Source organism: Vibrio sp. NH-UV-68 (genome assembly GCF_042940635.1).
Taxonomy (GTDB): domain Bacteria; phylum Pseudomonadota; class Gammaproteobacteria; order Enterobacterales; family Vibrionaceae; genus Vibrio; species Vibrio pacinii.
The window spans coordinates 1,526,589-1,545,846 of record NZ_CP134975.1 but is presented as its reverse complement, the minus strand read 5'-3'; the positions used below and the strand labels follow the sequence as shown (position 1 = coordinate 1,545,846).

Below are 19,258 nucleotides of genomic sequence, written 5' to 3'. Positions count from 1 at the left end.
ATAAGTTTCAAGTTGGTCCAAATCTCATCGGTATTTCTTGTATTCTTTGCGCATCTTCAATAAATTAATTTCGGTTAGCTTCAAATTTATGCTACTTGTCAAAGCATTGCTAAACTAGTGGCAAACACGATAAGGATTTCTGACTGTATGCTCTTTACTGAATCCCCATATGGCACTGTGATTCTGAACGGATTTGACATTGTTGAAATCGATGAAGCGGGGGCTTCAATGTTTGGCTATAGCAGTAGTGCGCACTTTCTAAAATGCGCGGGGACAATGGCTGATCTAGTTGTGGGCGATACCGCTGATCTTACCTCGAAGCCTAAAAGGGGTTTGTGGACGAACATTGGTGTTGCCAGGTTTGTAGATAGATTGGGGAAACAGTTTGAGGCGCTGCAGTTGGTCAAGAGAGCCCTTGATGAACAAAACGATTATCTATATCTGGCTCTACTTGATTTGAGCTTAGTTGGAGCATACATAAGACAACACCGAGAAGTTGACGAGAACTACAAACGTCTAGTTTTGTCTTCAGGGCAAGGCATTAGCGTGCATCAAGAGTTTTCTCCTGTTATGGTGAATCAAGCATGGGTAGAACTGATGCATGCTCCATCAATTGATTATGTGTTAAAGAATGTCAAATTGTTGGACTTTATTCCTCCAGAGCATCATGACGCTGTTAAAGAGAGATATCTAAAAGTGTTGAATGGTGAAATTTGTCGCTCTAAAGTTGTCGTTGAGAATATTTGCTTCGACGGCAAAAAACGTTTTTTCAGTGTTTACGATAATTTGGTTGAATGGAAGGGTCGACCCGCCGTTCAAGCCGTTATCGAAGATGTTACACATCAAGTATATCTAGAAAAAGAGTTAAGAAAGTTATCTGAAACTGATTATCTAACTGGTCTATATAACAGAAGAAAATTATCTCTCGTACTTGAGCTGCTCGATGTTTGGAGCGCTAGTGACCCAGAGACATTCTCAATCATTTTGCTCGATGTTGATCACTTTAAATCAGTTAATGATCGTTACGGTCATAACAGTGGAGATCATGTTCTTGTAGAGCTAGCCGATACGTTGAAAAACTCCTTGCTTAGCAGCCAAACATTTGGTAGGTGGGGTGGTGAAGAGTTTTTGATTGTCTGTCAAGGCATGGATCTTCATGAGTCTTCATTGCTTGCTGAAGAGCTTAGAGAGGCCGTTGAACAGCGACGCTTTCATGATGATCTAAGTATAACGGTCAGTATGGGGGTAGCGAGTTCTAACAACTGCAAATCCACTCAAGAGCTCCTCATTAGTGCTGATAAAGCCATGTACAGAGCTAAACAAAATGGTCGGAATAGAGTTGAGGTTGAGTACAATGTACCGAGTTGCAGTTAGGATGAAATAAAAACGTTCTTAGTCACAATCCATAGTTGAATTGTTCAGTAGCTAAGCGGTATTACATATTAAGGTTTCAGGTAACAGCCTAGGAAAGTTGACAGGTTTAATCTAAAAACGAAGTGCATACAATTTGTGTTAGAGGGCGCTGTCCGATATTTGAATTTTTTCTTTGATGCAAAGAGTAGACGAACATGATAGCCCTTTAAAGCCCTCTGTTGGGTGAAAACGAGCTGGTCTTCATGACATTTATACGCCCTAAACTAACAGTTTTCTTTTGAGCAGCATTACCATTTATCATCCTCGAACATCTCGTAGTTACAATCAGTAGATGGGCGTTTTAGTCTAAAAGTCTAGACTTACTCGTAGAGATGATTGTAGGGGGCGTAGAGAAATCAGGAGTCAAGTTTGTGTCGACACAAAACATTAACCTTACTACTGAAGGCCAAAAAAAAACAGGTGCCAGATAGGGGGACTCTGTAAATAATTCTGTGTAACTGTCGGGGTTACATGTATTCAGTGAGTCGGTCTTCGAACATAATCATAAAGCGGTTTAGAGCTTGTCGCCAGTTTCCAATCGGCATCGTCCACTTCTTGGAAGCATCTCGGATAGCCAGGTAGATCACTTTTCGAGCTGATTCATCTGTTGGGAAGAGCTTGCGCTTCTTGATCGCTTTTCTAATAACGCTGTTGAGGGATTCAATGGCGTTAGTCGTATAAATGGCTCGGCGAATATCCTCTGGGTAGTTAAACAGGGTGTTGAGGCTGCTCTACTTCGTCGCTCGTTGCGTCTTTGAGAAGTACGGTTATCGACTCTCGTGCTGGACGACCATGAATTTTAGAAAGTACATAACTTGGATCTAAGTCCTTCATCGTTGCCCATGTCGACCATGAACGAATCACTACAGGAATCGAATCCACTAAAGTGCCATCTAAATCAAAAAGCAGCCCTTTAAATGGTATGTTAATCATATGGTTATTCCTTTAAACGGTTTATTTTGTGACAATTTTATGTTGATCTGACGTGGCTGAACTATGAACAAAAATATTTTTATGAGTGTAAGTCATTGCTCAGTTAAAGGTGGTATTTGGGTGTTTTATTAGTTGTACGCCCTGGCTAACGTTCCTATTCCGTTAATCAGGTAGAAACAAGTGTTACATGTGACAAAAACAGATTCACCTGGAGTAAGTGAAATGGAGTTCTCTTGAGTCTCGACGAATATGTTGCCGCTTATGCAAAACAGTATTTCGGCGCTTCGCGTGAAGTACTGTTGGTCGCTCTTTCTAGAGTCAATTATCTCAAAGCAAAAATCATCAACGGCTACAGGGAAACAAAGCCTAGAGCCTTTCTTGACAGGGTGGATGAGGGCGCGTTCGATGGGTAGGGGGGCAACGGATAAACTTTGTAACAACTCCTTAAGGTCTATGTGCTTAGAGGTTAGCCCTGCTCTTAGCACATTGTCTGAATTAGCCATGATCTCTAGTGCCGTACCCGACAAATAAGCATGTGGTGTTTCTGCATGAAGGAACATAGCTTCGCCTGGAGCGAGTTCGATAATGTTGAGCAGCAGCGGGGCAAACAAGCCTACGTCATCTTGATAGTGCTCAGATAGGTTTTTGATGGTGTGAAAGGCTTCTCTGGCTAGGCGGCTTTTAGCAGGAAGTGTCACGGCTTGGTTTAGCTCTGTTAATGCTCGTTGCTTGTCGTTTCCTGATAAGGTCATGATGTACTTGAAGAAGGCTTTCAAACCGTTTTCATTCGGCTGAGCGAGCAGTGATTGCAGTGCTGGAATCATCGAAGGAATGTTGAGCTCTTCAAACAGAGAGGTGATCTCTTCAATCGGTCTAAACCCATTCAGAGCTAGGAAGAAGGTTAGTGCGTAAACCAATTCTGGTTTGTGGTTGTCATCTTTATAATTACGATTTCTGGCATCGATAGGGATCCCGAGCTGTTCTTCGCGCTGAAAACCTTGCTCCGCTTTTTCTTTACTCGGATGAACTTGGATAGAGAGTGGTGAATCGGCCGCAATGACTTTAAGTAGATATGGCAATTCACCAAAGCGCATTGCGGTGTAGCTCCCTAGCATGTTGGGAGTGTCTTCGACCAGTAGCTCACTTAACGCGATATCTAGGTCTGCGACTTTTGAACATCCTCTAGGGTGAGCTCCCATCCACATTTCTGCTTGCGGAGAATGTTGGGGATTTTCGATATTAAACATCTCATGGAGAGAAGTGAGGCTACCCCAATCATAGGTTTGAATGACGTTACTTAGCTTATATATCGACATGTTAAGTCTCTCTATTTCAAAAGGTTGGCTGTTCCAATTGGAACAGCCAACCTCTAGATTATTCTACATCTAGTAGCCATTTTTGAGCTGGAGTTAAGCGGCTAGCCGTATGTTCCGTAAGCCACTTTTGTTGGTCTTGTTGCGCTACATCATCTCGGTCGATATACAGGCCATGCAGCACACGGCGACGTGTTCCCGCATAGTTAATGGTTCCACCGTGCCAGGTGTGAGCGTTGAAAATCATCACGCTGCCAGCCGGGCACTCTAGATAGATTTCGTCAGGGTGCGCGCTTTCTACGTCGCCTAACACTTCTTCAGGTAACTCTGGACGTAAATGAGTGCCTGGGATAATTCGCGGTGCGCCGTTTTCACGAGTTAGGTCGTCAATTGCCCAAATAGAGTTAACCAAGTGAACTTTAGGAAAGTCGGGACGTGGTTTTTTCCAATCGGCATGCAGCGGTTGATGACCGCAGTCAGGATGCGCTTCGCGCGCGTTGAGGCTAGAGATTTTAAAAGCGCCACCAAATATGTGTTTACAGGCAGCGAGAGCAAGCGGGTGCGCCCATACTTTTTCCCACACTGTGCCTTTATTGATCAGGTTCGCGACTCTTGTTACGCCTTCTTCTTGGTGATGTTCAATCGCCAAGTTTTCGCCTTCTCGTTCAACGAGCATGTCGATAGTTCGACGCATCTCTTCAAGCCAATCTTCATCGACTACGTTGTGAATGACGGTGAAACCTAGGGTGTCTAGCTCGTGAATCATCTGTGGAGACAGTTCAAGATCTGCACCGAGCGCGTTTAAATGCGTTTGAGCGATTTGTGTCATGTAGGGTACCTTTTAATATTATTTTTAGTGCTGACTTCAATCACCAAAATAATGGACATTACGCGTTTTATAAGTAGGGGAATTGTTCGAAATGCTGGATATTTGTTGACTATTGAACAAAGTGTGATTTAGCACATATCCTTAAGATTACTGCTCGAATATCTTGTTGTAAGTTAATGGCTACAATGCTTTAAGGCTTAATCATCCTAAGATTGGGTGTAATGAAAACTTATACAGATAATCAACCATGCTAGACAAAACATATTTATTAGAAGCACTTGAATATTATGCCAACCAGACGGAAGCGATCAGCGATGTCTACTTTGCTGGCAACCTGCCTACACCTCCACCTTTGGCTTATCAGGTTCACTTTCCTCGTGTAGAAATGGTTCTAGTGGGCGAGTTAGATATGGAAGTGGGCAATAGCATGGGCGTTGATACCCAGTACACGCTAAAACAGGGTGGTGTGTTGTACCTGCCTGCGGAAAGCTGGAATAAGCCTGTGTGGAATAAGCCTGTCGTGACGCTAACTGTTATGGCGGGTAAGCAAAGCTTTGGTATGAGTCTATTGAGTTGGGATGGTGAACAGTTTGATTCCGCGATTAAAGAGAGTGTCCTTCGTCGCGGCCCTCGAATTGGTACCTTTATCCTTAATGCAATTGAAGAGTTGATCAAGCAGTCTGAAAGTCAGGGCACTAAGCGTTTATTGGTTGGTTCACTGTTTAGCCATATTCTTGATCTGATTGAACGTCCAGTTGAGACGCCATCTAAAAGTCATGCGCTATTTGAAGCGGTGAGGGAACATCTTGAACAACACTATCATGAGCCGTTAACGCGTGAGTCGGTAGCTCAGCATTTTTATGTGTCACCAAACTATTTGTCTCAGCTGTTTCAGAAAGAGGGGCAGCTTAAGTTCAACGAATATTTAAACCATGTTCGTTTAGAGCGTGCTAAGTACTTGTTGATTGAATATGATATGAAGGTCAAAGAGGTCGCGCATCGCTGCGGATTTAAGGATAGTAACTACTTTTGTCGAGTGTTTAGAAATCAAACTGCACGCTCACCATCGGAGTATCGCGCGCAGTATCTTAGCTCAAGCGCTACGCCTACAGATTAGAGGATAAGTTCTGCATTGGGTGGCGCGTTGCGTATTTTTTCAATCGCCCGAAGGACCTCGACGCTATTTTTCAAAAAATGCGCAATGGAACAACGCACAATTCGCGTTTGGCTGAATCGCTCGACACCATCAATATTGATATCGGCAATAATGACCGCAACATCAGCTTCTGCAATATCAGACTCTTCAAGTTGGTTCTCGCTCCCCAGTGCTCCTTGAGTTTCAACTGAGATTTTGTATCCCGCTTTTTTACAGGCTTTTTCTAGTGCTTCGGCAGCCATGTAGGTGTGTGCTACGCCACTGATGCACGCAGTAACTCCAACGATTTTCATAATGCGGTCTTTTATTAGTTATACCAATCGAGATAAATATCTGATTAGCATTATATGTTAATGCCCAACGATTGTAATATCATTGGGCATGCGATTGGTTTCAATTTGTGTGTTTTATAATCCAGTGACCAAAAACCAAGAACTAGATCACATTATAGTACGTCTAGTACCGTGGTATCTTTCCCATAAACACCTTCCCAATCAGCCACAAAGCCTGCGACACCAGAGTCTGTCAGTGGATGAACCAACAGTTGGTCAAATACGTCTGGTGCAATTGTTACTGAGTGTGCGCCTACTAGAGACAATTGATGCACTTGCTGCACGTTTTTAAATGATGCTCCAAGTACTTTAGCATCCAAGTTATAAGTGTCGATCAGTGCCACCATCTCAGCAGCAACATTCACACCATCGCTACAGATGTTGTCTAGACGGTTTACGTAAGGGGCTAGAAACTCTGCGCCAGCAACTGCTGCCATTAGCGCTTGCTGAGGAGTAAGGATAGCCGTTGCGGTAATACGGATGTCTTCTGCGTGGATAAGCTTGATTGCTTTGATGCCTTGAGGAGTTGCTGGCACTTTTACGATGATGTTGTTATCAAATGCTTTCAGAGCTTTAGCTTCTTCAAACATTGTTTCTGCGTCTTTCCCCATCACTTGGGCATGCAGCATACGCTCTTCACCAATACACTCACGGATATCCAAAAGGATCTCTTTGAGAGGGCGGTTCTCTTTAGCGACAATGGATGGGTTAGTCGTTACCCCATCCAGTGGGTAAAGGTCTACCGCTTTTCGAATTGCGCTAAGGTCTGCGGTATCTAGCATGTAAATCATGGTATTGCTCCTAAATTGGGCTAGGCTACGCCCCCGCGTAGCCAAACAAACTTAAACAAAGTGGAATTCTTTCAGGCACTTGGTAATGGCATCTTTACTTTCAGTAAAGATCACCCCTTGGTCGGCGAGTTTGCTTGTGTCTAAGCGTACATCGCGTGTTTTTGGTGCATCTGCCGCTTCTAACAGTTCATTTAGGCGATCTTGTTGTCCTAACTCTGTGAGAATGTGCTGTGCAATCTCATAACGGCTTGCTGGGTTATGTGCACCTGTGTGGTAGGTACCGTAAGGAATAGTGAAAATTTTCGGGAACTGTTCGATAAGCTCGTGAACGTATGTTAGGCCACGGAATTCATTGCGACGCTCTTGCATCACCTGTCCGTTAACTAGCGCTTGCAGTGTGTTCCAAACCACGTTCGGGTTGATGGTCGTATTACGCTCAGGAAGGCCAAATAGCCAGGTAAAGCGCAGTACCCACATCTCGTCGAGAATACTCGCTAGCTCCTTCTCTGCCTCTAACTTGTTTTGACCGTAAACGGTATCTGGCACAGGTTGGTCTAATTCGCTGTATGGACCTTTCTCTGGGTTACCGTTAAACACTTGCTCCGTTGAGATAAACACAAGCTTAGCACCATGTTCTTTGCACGCTTTTGCTACGTTGATTGCGCCTTGAACATTGACCTTGTGTGCAACATCAGGATGCTTGTTACAGAAGTCTGTCACCGCAATCGCCGCAGCGTGGATCACGTAATCTGGTTGGAAGTCATCAAAAGTAGCAATGACTGCTTGGTTGTCTGTGATATCGAGTTGTTCAACGTCTAGGCCAAGGATTTCAAACTCGCCTTGGTAGCGGTTGATAAAACGAGTACCGAAGAAGCCTTTTGCGCCAGTAATGAGTATTTTCTTAGTCATGTTTATCCTCCAATGATGACGTGGTAGCCATGTGCCGAAACGTGTTGGCGTATGCTTTCCACCTCTGATTTACTCGGAACCGGAACGTCTTCGAGTAGATACTCCATCCCCAAGGTTTGGTATTTGTTTGCGCCATATTGATGAAATGGCAGTAAATGAATTTCGCTAAGATTGAACGGGCGCAAGAAATTGATCACCCGGTCAGTGTTAATTAGGTCTAAGGTGTAACCTGGGATGAGGGGTAGGCGAGGAACGACGTTCGTCCCTTGCTCTACCAATTGGCGGAAGCTGTCTAAAACCAATTCCAGATTAATCCCAATCACGGTTTTGGCCCGTTGTGGGTCCATGATTTTAAAGTCAAACAGCACTTCATCACACAACTGACCAATTCTGAGTAGTTGCTTGGTGTTACCGTGCCCCGAGGTTTCAATCGCGGTTCTAAATCCCATCGCTTTCAATTTGCTGAGTAACTCAATAGCAAATTTAGGCTGAGTTAACACCTCGCCACCTGATAAAGTAATGCCGCCATTTGAAGTGTTGAAGAACACGTCATCTTTGGTCACTTCAGCAACAACTTCATCTAAGGTCATATCTGAGCCTACTTGCTCCCAAGCGCCACTTGGGCACTCATCGACATCCATGGCACAGGTTTCACAATCAATGCACTTGGATTCTCGCCGCAAGTATGTAGTGCGGTGCGAACGCGATTCAGGGTTAGCACACCATGGACAGCTTAACGGGCAGCCTTTAAAGAACACGACGGTACGGATACCAGTGCCGTCGTGCAGCGAGTAGCGCTGGATATTGAATATCCGGCCGTTGCTCGCTTGATCTTTTGGCGTTGAATTACAGCTCATGTGCGGTTCGGCGAATGATGTCATCTTGAATCTCTTTCGATAATTCAACAAAGAATGCACTGTAGCCTGCGACTCGAACCACCAGCCCAGCGTAATCTTCAGGTTTTTGCTGCGCTTTCTTCAGCGTCTCCGCATTGAGCACATTGAACTGAACGTGCTGTAGTTTTAGTTTCATAAACGCGCGCAAGAAGTCAGACAGTTTGCTTAGCCCCGATTGACCTTCAAGAGTTGCAGGTGTGAACTTAACGTTGAGTAGGCTGCCGTTGGAAAGTAGGTAGTTGTCTAGCTTACTTACTGATTTTAGTACCGCTGTAGGGCCAAGTTGATCTTTACCCAACATAGGTGACAGGCCACCATCTGCGAGCTGTTCTCCAGCTAAACGGCCATCAGCAGTCGCGCCAACAACAGCACCTAGCGGTACGTGCGCTGAAACGGTGTAAGAGCCAGGTGTAAATTGACCACCGCGTGGGTTGTCATACTTCTCTACCTCTTTACAGAACAGGCGAAGAAGCTCAGAACCCATATTGTCGACCTCATCAATATCGTTGCCGTACTTCTCGTATTTGTTCATTAAGCGAGTGCGAATCTTGTCACCTTCAGGAACATCAAAGTTGGCGTTTAGAACGTCAATAAATTCAGCAAAGCTCAGACGTTGCTCTTCAAAAACAAAGCGTTTTAGTGCCTGTAGTGAATCTGATAGGTTGGCAATACCGATACCTTGCACGCCAGAGAAGTTATAGCGAGCGCCGCCGTAAGTGATGTCTTTGCCGTTCTCGATACAGTCGCTAATGAATGATGACAGTAGGGGAACTGGAGCCCAGTCACGGTGGCCAACATCACAGATGTTAGAGCCTTCAACCATGAGTTTTACGTAGTGTTTAATGTCATTGCGAATCTGCTCAACCAAGTTATCAAAGCTGATATCTGGATTGTCTTGATTGCGCTGCATGGTGAGTTCCATCACTTTGAGCAGGTTGAACATCGCAATGTCATGCAGGCCGTAAGTCTTACCTGGGATAGATAATTCAACGCAACCAACTACCGAGTAATCACGCGAGTCTTCCAGTGAAACACCACGGTTCAAGAAGGCAGGAACGACGACTTCATCGTTGAAGATCTGCGGGATACCGGTACCCAATCGAATGGTTTCAGCGGTCTTCATTAGGAAGCCACGGTCAATGAACTCATTAACGCGTACACCCAGGTTTGGTTGTGGTAGCTGTACGCTTTGATACGCGTCTAAACATAGGCTAGATAGTGGGTTAACCGCACTTTTACCTGTGTCAGTCAGTCCGCCAAGTAAGATGGTGTAACCGGTAGGGAAACCTGCGAAGAACTTAGCACTGCCAGAAGAGCGTAGCAGAACGATATCGTTGGTTTTAATCCATAGGCTTTCTAATAGCTCTTTTAGGAATGCCGGAGATTCTCCTGCATCAATAGATGCTTGATAGAACGGCATCATGTACTGGTCAAAGCGACCTAAAGATAGTGAACTTGCATTAGATTCGTATTGCAAAACAATGTTCATGTACCAAAATAGCTGACACGCCTCGTAGAAACCTTGTGGCTTACTGGTAGCGATCTTCTGAGAAATATTAGCGATTTTGACGAGTTCTGCTTTGCGCTCTGCATCATCACACGCTTCTGCCATATTCTGTGCAAGATCGGCATAACGGTAGATATGACGAATTGAGGCTTCTAGCAACAGCACCACAGATTGATAGAACTCATTGTCTGGGTTACTTAACGCTAGGCCTTGCATCTCATCCAGCAGTGAACCTAAGCCGTGCTCTAACAAGCGATCAAAGTCGATGATGATATGACCTTGGCCTTTATCTGTTTGGTTGACGCTAAAGATCTTTTGCGCCACGGCATCTTTAACTTCAGATGGGATTTGTGCGTTGATAAAATCTTTCATTGAGCGTTCTGACCAGTAAGCCAGTAGCTCGTCACGGTAAACGGCTTTATCTTGTTCTGAGATAAAAAACTTATCTTGAGGGCGAGTAGCGAAGATATCGAGCTCTTTCTCAATCCAGTATGGATCCATCTCTGGAGAGGCAATACCTGCGCGCGCTTTCACTGTGCGGTTACCTGCAATCAACTCATCTTCACGGATAGAAATTTCGACATTGTCGAGAACATAAGCGGTGGCTTTTGCACGACGAATAAGCGTGTGTTCACCTTCAGTTGTTTTATGACTTTCTGTGTAAAGCAATGCGCGCTCGAGTGAGATTTCACGTTGTGATTCAAACAGTGCTGACTTGAGGCGTTCAATTCTTGGGGTGCTCATTTGCGTGGCTCCTTGCATTACCAGTAATACGGTTGTTGAGCGTTTTGGGGTTTTGAATATTTATAACGAAGTCACCGTGTGCGGATTTCTCAACGGCGGTCACTTTGGTATCACTACTCGTTGGTGTTAGGCGTCCCCTCCAAGGAGGAGGGGAGTGAGCCTATAGAGGAAAGCGTTTAATGCTATCTTAAGCCGTTACGTTTGCTAGATGAACTTCAATCTTATCCATTACTGCTGCAGCTCGCTTAACCGCGTCGCTAACACCGATACTCACTACAGTTTTACCTTCAAAGCGTTCGCTGTTTTTGATGTCGATGTCTTTAGTTAGGATAACGACGTCAGCGGCTTCGATGGCTGCAGCAGTCAGTTCGTTTTCGATACCGATAGAGCCTTGAGTTTCCACTTCACATGTCCAGCCTTTGGTTTTTGCTGCCGCGTCGATCGCTTCTGCTGCCATGTACGTATGTGCGACACCTGATGGGCATGCTGTTACTGCTACGATACTAGTCATAATATGGTTCCTTAATATTCAGTCTGGAGAGCAAGGCGCTAAGTGAAAGAGAGCGCGCCTTGCAAGTTTTGATAGGGTTTGTTAATTAACCGATTTTGATATCTAGGTCTAAGTCGTCAGATTCTTCGTTTGTTTCTTCAAGCACCGGGCGACGTGCCTTTAGGAAGTTAACCAATAGTGCAGTGACGATTGAGCCAACAGCTAGAGCTGCGATAAACCCGATGCGTCCATCAACAACTGGTAGAACAATTAGGCCGCCCCAAGCTGCGTAGCTTTCTACACCGATTACTGCTGCAGTTACTGCGCCAGCTGCGGTACCGATCATGATAGATGGGATAACACGTAGTGGGTCGCCAGCTGCGAATGGGATTGCACCTTCAGTGATACCCATAGTACCCATTAGGATTGATGCGCGACCTGCTTCTTGTTCACTTGAGTCGTACAGTTTCTTGTTGATGAAGGTTGCTAAGCCCATACCGATAGAAGGAACCGCTACGGCTACTGAAGAGATACCCGCTACGTTGTAGATGCCTTCGCCGACACACAAGATAACGAATGCGTAAGCCACTTTGTTGACTGGACCACCCATATCGAAAGCGATCATACAGCCCATGATGATAGCAAGTACTACGATGCTTTCATTCTGCATGCTCTTTAGGAAGTCAGTTAGCGAAGCTGTTGCGGCACCAATTGGCTCACCAATACCCCATACAATAGCGCCTGCTGTAATGAAGGTACCTATGATTGGAATAACAAAGATAGGCATGATGGAGCGAGCAAACGCGGGTACTTTTATCTTCTTCAAGTAGAAGACGACAATACCACCGAGTAGACCAGCGAAGATCGCACCGAAGAAACCAGTGTTGTACATGTTAGCGCCAATAAAAGCGGCGATGGCAGAAGGTGCTAGCGCTGAACGGTCTGCGATGGAGTAGCCGATGTAAGCAGCTAGGATTGGCACCATAAGTTGGAAACCAGCCACACCGATGAAGAATAGGTCGTGTAACCATGTCCCTTCTTCTGGAACGGCACCTTCACCATACATCATAACTGACGCAGCAAGTAGGATACCGCCAGCTACCACAAATGGGATCATATGAGATACACCGGTCATCAGATGTCTTCTGGTGTCCTTCAAAATTGTGATTAAATCGTTCATAGACCTCTCCTTGGGTCAAATTGTAAGTATTGAATCTGTTTCACGTTGGTTTAGCTGCCCGGGCTTTGAATCTAATATAGTGAGCATTTGTGCTGTCTAGTTAGAGGATTTTTATGCTATTTACTGGATAATTGTTAGAGTGGAGGCAAAGTTTGATCTCCATCTACATTTTTGTCCAGATTAGCATTAGATACACTTGCTATGGTTTTTGTCTAATAAAACCAATGGCTTACTTTATTTGTTTTTGATTTTCCTATCATTTAAAGTGTTCTGGCTCACAAAATGGATAGTAAATTTGATTTCCTTCACACTTAGTTCCTGATAATACAAAAATCCAGTAATTAGTATTTTTGTCCAATGGCTGGAGTGTGATGATTTGTTATTGTTGTTACATCAACTCGGGCCTATCGCCTAGCAGTACAAGGACAATATCTAATGAAAACTTTCTCTTTCTCTTGCGAGCTACCCAACGGTGTTCACGCTCGTCCAGCGAGTCATGTCGAAGCGCTTTGTAACCAATTTTCTTCTGACATTACTTGGCAAAATAAACGCACAGGAATGAGTGGTAACGCGAAGAGCGTTCTCTCTCTTATTGGTACTGATACACTTCTTGGTGATGAGTGTTTAATTACCATTGATGGCCAAGATGAAGAGTCTGCCATTAACCAGCTTAAACAGTTCATCGTTAACGAGTTCCCACACTGTGACGCTCCGTTACAAAACAATGAGAGTGCTGATGATGCTGAACTAGCACCGCTACCGCGTAACTTCTTTAATCTAGAAGTGGCACATGAGCGTGGCCGTGCAGTGAGTGAAGGTATTGGTCGCGGTACCCTTACTATTATGGGGGCGGTTAACTTCGACAGTCTAGACAATCTTCCACCTGCGTTAGTGCTAAGTGAAGAGCAGCTGCAAATGCAAAATGGGTTGGAGTCAGTGATTAAGTCGATTTCAATTCAACTCAAAGCCGCTGAACATACCGAAGGGGAAGTGCTAAAAGCTCACCTTTCAATCGCTAAAGACGAAGAGTTTCAGCAAACCATTACAGGTAACTTGAGTGAAGGTCAAAGCTGTGCAGATGCTATCATCGCAACAGCAAAACACTTTGGCGAGATGATGAAGAACTCGTCTAGCAGCTACATGCGTGAGCGTGAGTTAGACATTCGTGATGTTTGCTATCAACTACTGCAAAGCATCTATGGTGACGAGCGATTTGCTAGCCAAACTCAGCTTAAAGAACCAACAGTGTGTCTAGCTGATGACCTAACGCCAAGTCAGTTCCTTGAGCTAGACAAATCTCTGCTTAAAGGCTTGATCCTATCTCACGGCGGTAGCACTTCGCACACTGTCATCTTGGCGCGCTCTTTCGCTATCCCGACGATTGTTGGTTTAGATGCGGCTAAGTTAAGTGAGTTTATGGGTAAGCAGGTGATTGTGGATGGCCACTTAGGTGCGGTAGTGACAGATATTACTGAACCGGTAGAGCGTTACTATGCTCAAGAGCAAAAAGTAAAAGAGATTGTGGCGACACGCCAAGCAAAATACCGTGACCTAGCAGCGACAACAGCCGATGGCAAAGTGTTAGAAGTCGCAGCGAACATTGCTCACTCAGTAGAAGCGCCACAAGCCTTTGCTCACGGGGCGGAAGCGGTAGGTCTGTTCCGTACTGAAATGCTTTATATGGACAGAACATCTGCGCCAGATGAGAACGAACTATACAACATCTTCTGTCAGGCTTGTGAAGCGGCGAATGGCAAATCTATCATTATCCGTACCATTGATATTGGTGGTGACAAGCCAGTGGATTACCTCAATATCCCGGCTGAAAACAACCCATTCTTAGGCTACCGCGCGGTTCGTATCTACCCTGAGTTTATTGAGATGTTCAAAACTCAGCTGCGTGCCATCTTACGCGCCTCGGCTCATGGTAACTTGAAGATTATGATTCCAATGATCTCATCGATGGAAGAGATCCTTTGGGTGAAAGATGTACTAGCAGAAGTGCGCCAAGAGCTGCGCAAAGAAGAAGTTCCTTTTGCCGAGCGCGTGCCACTAGGCATAATGCTTGAAGTTCCTTCAGTTGCTTTCATTATCGACCAGTGCTGTGAAGAGATTGATTTCTTCTCAATTGGTTCAAACGACCTGACTCAGTACCTGATGGCGGTTGACCGCGACAACGCTAAGGTTGCTAAAAACTACAACAGCTTGAACCCTGCATTCTTGCGGACCCTTGACCACGTAGTACGCGAAGTGCATCGCCATGGTAAGTGGATTGGCTTGTGTGGTGAGCTAGGAGCGAAAGGTTCAGTTCTACCGCTATTGGTTGGCTTAGGCTTGGATGAAATCAGTATGAGTGCGCCAAGTATTGCAGCGACTAAAGAGCGAATTTCTAAGCTAGATAGTCGTGAATGTCGCCAACTGCTTAACCGCGCAATGGAGTGCCGCACTGTTCAGGAAGTCGAACATGTTCTTGCCCAGTTCCGAATGACTCAAACTGAGGCGCCGATGGTGTCGAAAGACTGCATCAGCCTTGACCGAGATTTGCGCAGCAAAGAAGAAGTGATTAAGACCCTTGCCGACAACTTGTTTATTACCGGACGTTGTCGTTACCCGAATAAATTGGCTGACGACTTATGGGCTCGCGAGGATGTGTTCTCTACTGGATTAGGGTTTGGTTTTGCGATTCCACATACCAAGAGTGAGCATATTGAGCAGTCCGCAATTAGCGTGTGTCGTCTAGCGAAACCAATTGCTTGGGGCGATGAAGAAGCGCAGTTCATCATCATGCTGACTCTGAATAAACACGCTGCTGGTGACCAGCATATGAAGATTTTCTCTAAACTTGCGCGCAAAATTATGCATGCAGATTTTAGGGAGCAGTTAATGACTGCAAGCAGTGATACTCAAGTTGAAGCACTGCTGAAACATGAGCTTGAGCTCGCATAAGTTACCCCCGTTTATACTTTTTGGCTGTGGCGCTCTCCGGAGTCACAGCCTTTTTTATAAGGATTATTTAATGGAAACAATTAAAGTCGGTTTAGTTGGCTTCGGTATTTCGGGGCAGTGTTTTCAAGCGCCAGTTATCAGCGATTGTCCACAGTACGATCTTAAGGCGGTTGTCTCTAGCAACGAAGAGAAAGTAAAAGCTCAACTTCCTAATGCAGAGGTCTACCCGAACCTCGAAACCATGCTTGAACGTGCCGACATTGAACTCGTCGTGGTCTCGACTCCCAATCACTTACATGTGCCGCAAGCGATGGCATCACTGCAAGCGGGTAAGCATGTGGTGGTAGAGAAGCCGTTTTCCGTCTCATACCAAGAGGGTAAAGCGCTGCTAGATATTCAGGCCACCTCGGGAAAGGTACTGACGGTTTATCAAAGTCGTCGTTTTGATGGCGACTTTATCACTATCAAAAAGCTGATTAGTGAAGGAAAGCTCGTAGATATTCATACCTTTTACTCCAGCTACAATCGATATCGTCCAGAGGTGAAAGTTCGTTGGCGAGAACAAGACGTCCCTGGTGCAGGCATTCTTTATGACTTGGGCGCACACTTAATTGATCAATCCATCGCGCTGTTTGGCACCCCAGATGAAGTGACAGGCATATTGCGCAATCAGAGGCCGGGAGCAGAGGCTGTCGACCACTTTCATTTAGTGCTCCACTATCCAGAGCGCGAAGTGATTGTCCATGGCAACTGCTTGAGCACGACAGAAGGGCCAAGATTCCAGATTTTTGCCAACAATGGCAGCTTGATTAAATATGGCATGGATAGTCAAGAGGATTTCCTGCGCGAGAAGAAAGGACCGAGCACTCCAGGTTGGGGTAGCGAAAGCGAAGATCTTTATGGTCAGTATACAGATGTAAACGGCGTTCAGAGTCGTGTTACGACCGAGCTTGGTTGCTATCAAAACTTCTATCATCAATTGGCTAATGCTATTCGTCATGGTCATCCTGAGCCCGTTCCTGCGCAAGAAGCTTTGAGTGTTATTGCAGTGATCGAAGCGGCTTATTTAAGTGCTAAAGAGAAGCGTCGAGTGAAATTACAGGAGCTACTATGATTACCGATCTAAACCAACTGTTGCTGCAAGAAGCTGAACTGCAGTTTGAAGTGTTTAACAACCAAACTGCCTGGGAACTGGGCAGTTTAATTAAAAGTCGTGCTGAGGCTAAACAGGTTAATGTGGCTATCGAGATCGTCCGTAACGGCCATCGCTTGTTTAGTTTTGCCATGCCTGACACGTCTCGTGACAATCAACGTTGGATTGAGCGTAAGCGCAATGTGGTCGACCGTTACGAGCATAGCTCATGGTATATGGGTCAATACTACAAGGCGAAAGGCAAAACTATTGACCAAGCATCCTTAGTGGATGCCAAAGAGTTTGCTCCCTACGGTGGTAGTTTTCCTTTGATTATTCGAGGCGTAGGTGTGGTTGGCTCTATCTCTGTATCTGGCCTTCCTCAGTATGAAGATCACAAGTTAGTGGTGGATACCATTACTGAGTTTCTGGCAGGTGAAAGGGCATAACTATGGACATATTACAAAGGGCACGTGAGGTAATCGCCCAAGAAGCGGCCGCTATTGCTAGTATCGAAGTTGATGACAACTACGAGAAGGTGGTAAAGCTAATCTTAGAGTATGACAGTAAAGTCATTACTACTGGGATAGGTAAGGCGGGTTTGATTGCGAAAAAGATGGCTGCGACGTTAAGTTCTACGGGTAGTCCTGCAGTGTTCCTTCACGCTGCTGAAGCCGCCCATGGTGATCTCGGCATCGTAAACAGTAACGATATCCTTATCGCCTGTTCAACCAGTGGTAAATCCCGTGAGGTGATTGAGATCTTAGAACTCGCTCGTCACCTTGGCGTTCGACACATAGTTGGTATTACTTCGCATCCAGATTCAGAGCTTCGAGAACATTGTGAATATGTGCTAAACATGGGCCAGCACAAAGAGGCGTGTCACCTAAACCTAGCACCGACAACCACAATCGCGGTGATGCTGGCGATTTGCGATGCGATTTCAGTATCTGTTTCAGAAGCAAAAGGGTTTACAAAACAGGAGTATGGACTTAGGCACCATGGTGGTTATCTAGGAAGAGCCTCGCGAACTAACAACAACTAATTGCGTGACTTCTCAATATTAGCAAGATCGAACATTTCTCTAGTTTATCGAACATCTAACCTACATATTGCATTGCGCTGATTACTTAGACTATTTACAAATCCATAACAATCTATGTTTGGGGCCGCTTACCCCTTATGGTTGAGAATCTCTAACCAAATATATTGCACATTAGGAGGTAAATATGAATCCAACAAAATGGGTTAGTGTGACTCTAAATCCCGCTATAGACCTGTCTGTTGAAGCTGAACGTTTTGCGGTTAATCAAGTTAATATAGTCAAGGAGCAGCACTGCTACGCCGCCGGAAAAGGGATAAATGTTGCTAAGGTGATGTCGGATCTAGGTACACCAGTTACTTTAACGGGGTTTCTTGGCCGTGCCAATCGAGAACTGTTTGATGAGATGTTTGACGTTAGTGGGCTAGATGCTCAATTTGTTAGTGTGGATGGTAGCAACCGGACCAACATCAAAATCCATGCAAATAACGGAGAGACCACCGACATTAACTTTGATGGTTTTTCTGTACAGTCTAGTGATATTGAACGACTGCATGGCAAGCTTTTAGAGCTCGCTTGCGACCATGACGGGTTTATCTTCGCGGGTAGCGTGCCAGAAAATATCGAAGAAAATGTCGTGACTCGTTGGATTCGTGAGCTAAAACAGCTCGGGAAAAAGGTCGTGCTCGATAGCAGTAAAGCCATGCTCAAAGCGGGTGTTGCTGCGCAGCCTTGGCTAATTAAGCCCAACGAAACAGAAGCTTCTGAACTGCTTGGTCGCGACGTAGTATCAATCGAGGACGGTGTCACGGCCGCCCAAGAGTTAGTCGAGCTTGGCATTGACAATGTTCTAATTTCTATGGGGGAGAAAGGGCTAATTTGGGCAACTGAAAAAGACGTATTACTTTCGACACCTCCGACCGTTAAACCTGTCAGCACCGTCGGGGCTGGTGACTCTGTAGTCGCTGCATTCTGTTGGGCGAGTCAGTTTGATAATCCACGCAGGCAGCTTGCGAGTGCGACAGCAACAGGCGCTTTGGCGGTGTGTCAAGTGGGGGTTGGCGTTGCGTCAATTAATTTGCTTGATGAAATGCTCAAGCAAGTTCTTGTGCGGCGATATGTGACTTGAATGACAGCTGAGGTCAAGTATGAGACTAAGTGATCTTGCTAAGTTAGCTGGTGTGTCTAAAACGACTGTGAGTTATGTATTAAGCGGCAAAGGTGATCAATATCGAATCAGTTTATCGACCCAGAACAAAGTATGGGCGTTAGCCGAACAGCATAATTATCAACCTCACATTGCTGCTAGAGCCTTACGTGGCGGTCGAAGTCAACTGGTTGGTGTCATATTGCCGAATTTGCAACATTCAAAGGCAATGGAATGTTTGGCAAGACTAGAAAAACTCACCCAAGAACTTGGGTATCGCCTACTGATTAGCTGTAGTGAATCTGCGGATACGTGTGCGGAAGAGTTGTACCGCGATATGTTGCTGCAGGTCGATATTGCAGTTTTGATAGCTCATAATCGAAATGAGTTAGGCCTGCAAATTAACGTGCAATATCCAAGAGCAGACATACAGACCATTAAGCTGATGGAAGCGACTATTCGTGATGAACAAAAATAGCAGGGTCGTAGCTATTTAAA

General features: G+C 45.2%; 18 protein-coding genes and 1 pseudogene. 8 read left to right on the top strand and 11 right to left on the bottom strand.

Translation table 11 applies throughout. From position 1 onward, the window contains the following. Positions 1-147: 147 nt before the first annotated feature. Positions 148-1,374, top strand: coding sequence for a diguanylate cyclase (locus ViNHUV68_RS07135; protein WP_391090181.1), 1,227 nt, complete (start codon positions 148-150; stop codon positions 1,372-1,374). Between the two features lie 506 nt (positions 1,375-1,880). Here ViNHUV68_RS07135 and ViNHUV68_RS07130 read toward each other — a convergent pair. The 4 genes and pseudogenes from ViNHUV68_RS07130 to ViNHUV68_RS07115 all read right to left on the bottom strand — a co-directional run. After that, positions 1,881-2,141 (bottom strand): annotated as a pseudogene (locus ViNHUV68_RS07130) (transposase); the annotation flags it as partial. Further along, on the bottom strand, positions 2,122-2,346 hold the full coding sequence (locus ViNHUV68_RS07125) for a hypothetical protein (RefSeq protein ID WP_391090179.1): 225 nt from the start codon (positions 2,344-2,346) through the stop codon (positions 2,122-2,124). The gene ViNHUV68_RS07125 and the pseudogene ViNHUV68_RS07130, both read right to left, overlap by 20 nt. A 128-nt stretch (positions 2,347-2,474) precedes the next feature. Then, on the bottom strand, positions 2,475-3,662 hold the full coding sequence (gene manA / locus ViNHUV68_RS07120; RefSeq protein WP_391090177.1) for a mannose-6-phosphate isomerase, class I: 1,188 nt from the start codon (positions 3,660-3,662) through the stop codon (positions 2,475-2,477). A 58-nt stretch (positions 3,663-3,720) separates the two neighbouring features. Beyond that, entirely contained in the window at positions 3,721-4,488 is a 768-nt protein-coding gene (locus ViNHUV68_RS07115) for a phytanoyl-CoA dioxygenase family protein (RefSeq protein ID WP_391090175.1), read from the bottom strand. Positions 4,489-4,735: 247 nt separating this feature from the next. On the opposite strand from ViNHUV68_RS07115, the gene ViNHUV68_RS07110 reads away from it, so the two are divergent. Next, the gene (locus tag ViNHUV68_RS07110) at positions 4,736-5,605 is read left to right on the top strand and encodes a helix-turn-helix domain-containing protein (protein ID WP_391090173.1); all 870 of its coding nucleotides are present in this window, start codon (positions 4,736-4,738) and stop codon (positions 5,603-5,605) included. Here the strand turns inward: ViNHUV68_RS07110 and ViNHUV68_RS07105 are convergent. The 7 genes from ViNHUV68_RS07105 to ViNHUV68_RS07075 all read right to left on the bottom strand — a co-directional run bounded on the left by ViNHUV68_RS07105 (position 5,602) and on the right by ViNHUV68_RS07075 (position 12,493). Further along, positions 5,602-5,937, bottom strand: coding sequence for a fructose PTS transporter subunit IIB (locus ViNHUV68_RS07105; protein WP_391090171.1), 336 nt, complete (start codon positions 5,935-5,937; stop codon positions 5,602-5,604). The two genes, ViNHUV68_RS07110 and ViNHUV68_RS07105, sit on opposite strands and share 4 nt — an antisense overlap. Before the next feature lie 152 nt (positions 5,938-6,089). Next, complete coding sequence (locus ViNHUV68_RS07100) at positions 6,090-6,767, bottom strand: transaldolase family protein (protein ID WP_391090169.1); 678 nt, start codon at positions 6,765-6,767, stop codon at positions 6,090-6,092. A gap of 51 nt (positions 6,768-6,818) precedes the next feature. Next, complete coding sequence (locus ViNHUV68_RS07095) at positions 6,819-7,676, bottom strand: sugar nucleotide-binding protein (protein ID WP_391090167.1); 858 nt, start codon at positions 7,674-7,676, stop codon at positions 6,819-6,821. Between the two features lie 2 nt (positions 7,677-7,678). Further along, positions 7,679-8,557, bottom strand: coding sequence for a [formate-C-acetyltransferase]-activating enzyme (locus tag ViNHUV68_RS07090; protein ID WP_391090165.1), 879 nt, complete (start codon positions 8,555-8,557; stop codon positions 7,679-7,681). Next, positions 8,523-10,823, bottom strand: coding sequence for a formate C-acetyltransferase (locus ViNHUV68_RS07085; protein WP_391090163.1), 2,301 nt, complete (start codon positions 10,821-10,823; stop codon positions 8,523-8,525). Before ViNHUV68_RS07085 ends, ViNHUV68_RS07090 begins: the two co-directional genes overlap by 35 nt. Positions 10,824-11,010: 187 nt before the next feature. Next, a complete protein-coding gene (locus ViNHUV68_RS07080; RefSeq protein ID WP_391090161.1) occupies positions 11,011-11,334 on the bottom strand; it encodes a PTS fructose-like transporter subunit IIB in 324 nt (107 codons plus the stop codon). An 85-nt stretch (positions 11,335-11,419) separates the two neighbouring features. Further along, positions 11,420-12,493, bottom strand: coding sequence for a PTS fructose transporter subunit EIIC (locus ViNHUV68_RS07075; RefSeq protein ID WP_014232155.1), 1,074 nt, complete (start codon positions 12,491-12,493; stop codon positions 11,420-11,422). A 435-nt stretch (positions 12,494-12,928) separates the two neighbouring features. Between ViNHUV68_RS07075 and ptsP the strand changes: the two genes are divergently transcribed. From ptsP to ViNHUV68_RS07045, 6 genes are all read left to right on the top strand, one after another. Next, positions 12,929-15,439 carry a phosphoenolpyruvate--protein phosphotransferase gene (gene ptsP / locus ViNHUV68_RS07070; RefSeq protein ID WP_391090159.1) on the top strand — a complete coding sequence of 837 codons (2,511 nt, stop codon included), beginning with the start codon at positions 12,929-12,931 and terminating at the stop codon, positions 15,437-15,439. Between the two features lie 70 nt (positions 15,440-15,509). Then, positions 15,510-16,553 (top strand): oxidoreductase, encoded by a 1,044-nt coding sequence (locus tag ViNHUV68_RS07065; protein WP_391090157.1) that lies wholly within the window; start codon positions 15,510-15,512, stop codon positions 16,551-16,553. Next, on the top strand, positions 16,550-17,020 hold the full coding sequence (locus ViNHUV68_RS07060) for a heme-degrading domain-containing protein (protein ID WP_391090155.1): 471 nt from the start codon (positions 16,550-16,552) through the stop codon (positions 17,018-17,020). The genes ViNHUV68_RS07065 and ViNHUV68_RS07060 overlap by 4 nt, the downstream gene beginning before the upstream one ends. 2 nt (positions 17,021-17,022) lie before the next feature. Further along, entirely contained in the window at positions 17,023-17,616 is a 594-nt protein-coding gene (locus ViNHUV68_RS07055; RefSeq protein ID WP_391090153.1) for an SIS domain-containing protein, read from the top strand. A gap of 184 nt (positions 17,617-17,800) precedes the next feature. After that, entirely contained in the window at positions 17,801-18,742 is a 942-nt protein-coding gene (gene pfkB, locus ViNHUV68_RS07050; RefSeq protein WP_391090151.1) for a 1-phosphofructokinase, read from the top strand. Between the two features lie 19 nt (positions 18,743-18,761). Next, complete coding sequence (locus tag ViNHUV68_RS07045) at positions 18,762-19,238, top strand: LacI family DNA-binding transcriptional regulator (RefSeq protein ID WP_391090150.1); 477 nt, start codon at positions 18,762-18,764, stop codon at positions 19,236-19,238. The last annotated feature ends 20 nt before the right edge of the window (positions 19,239-19,258 follow it).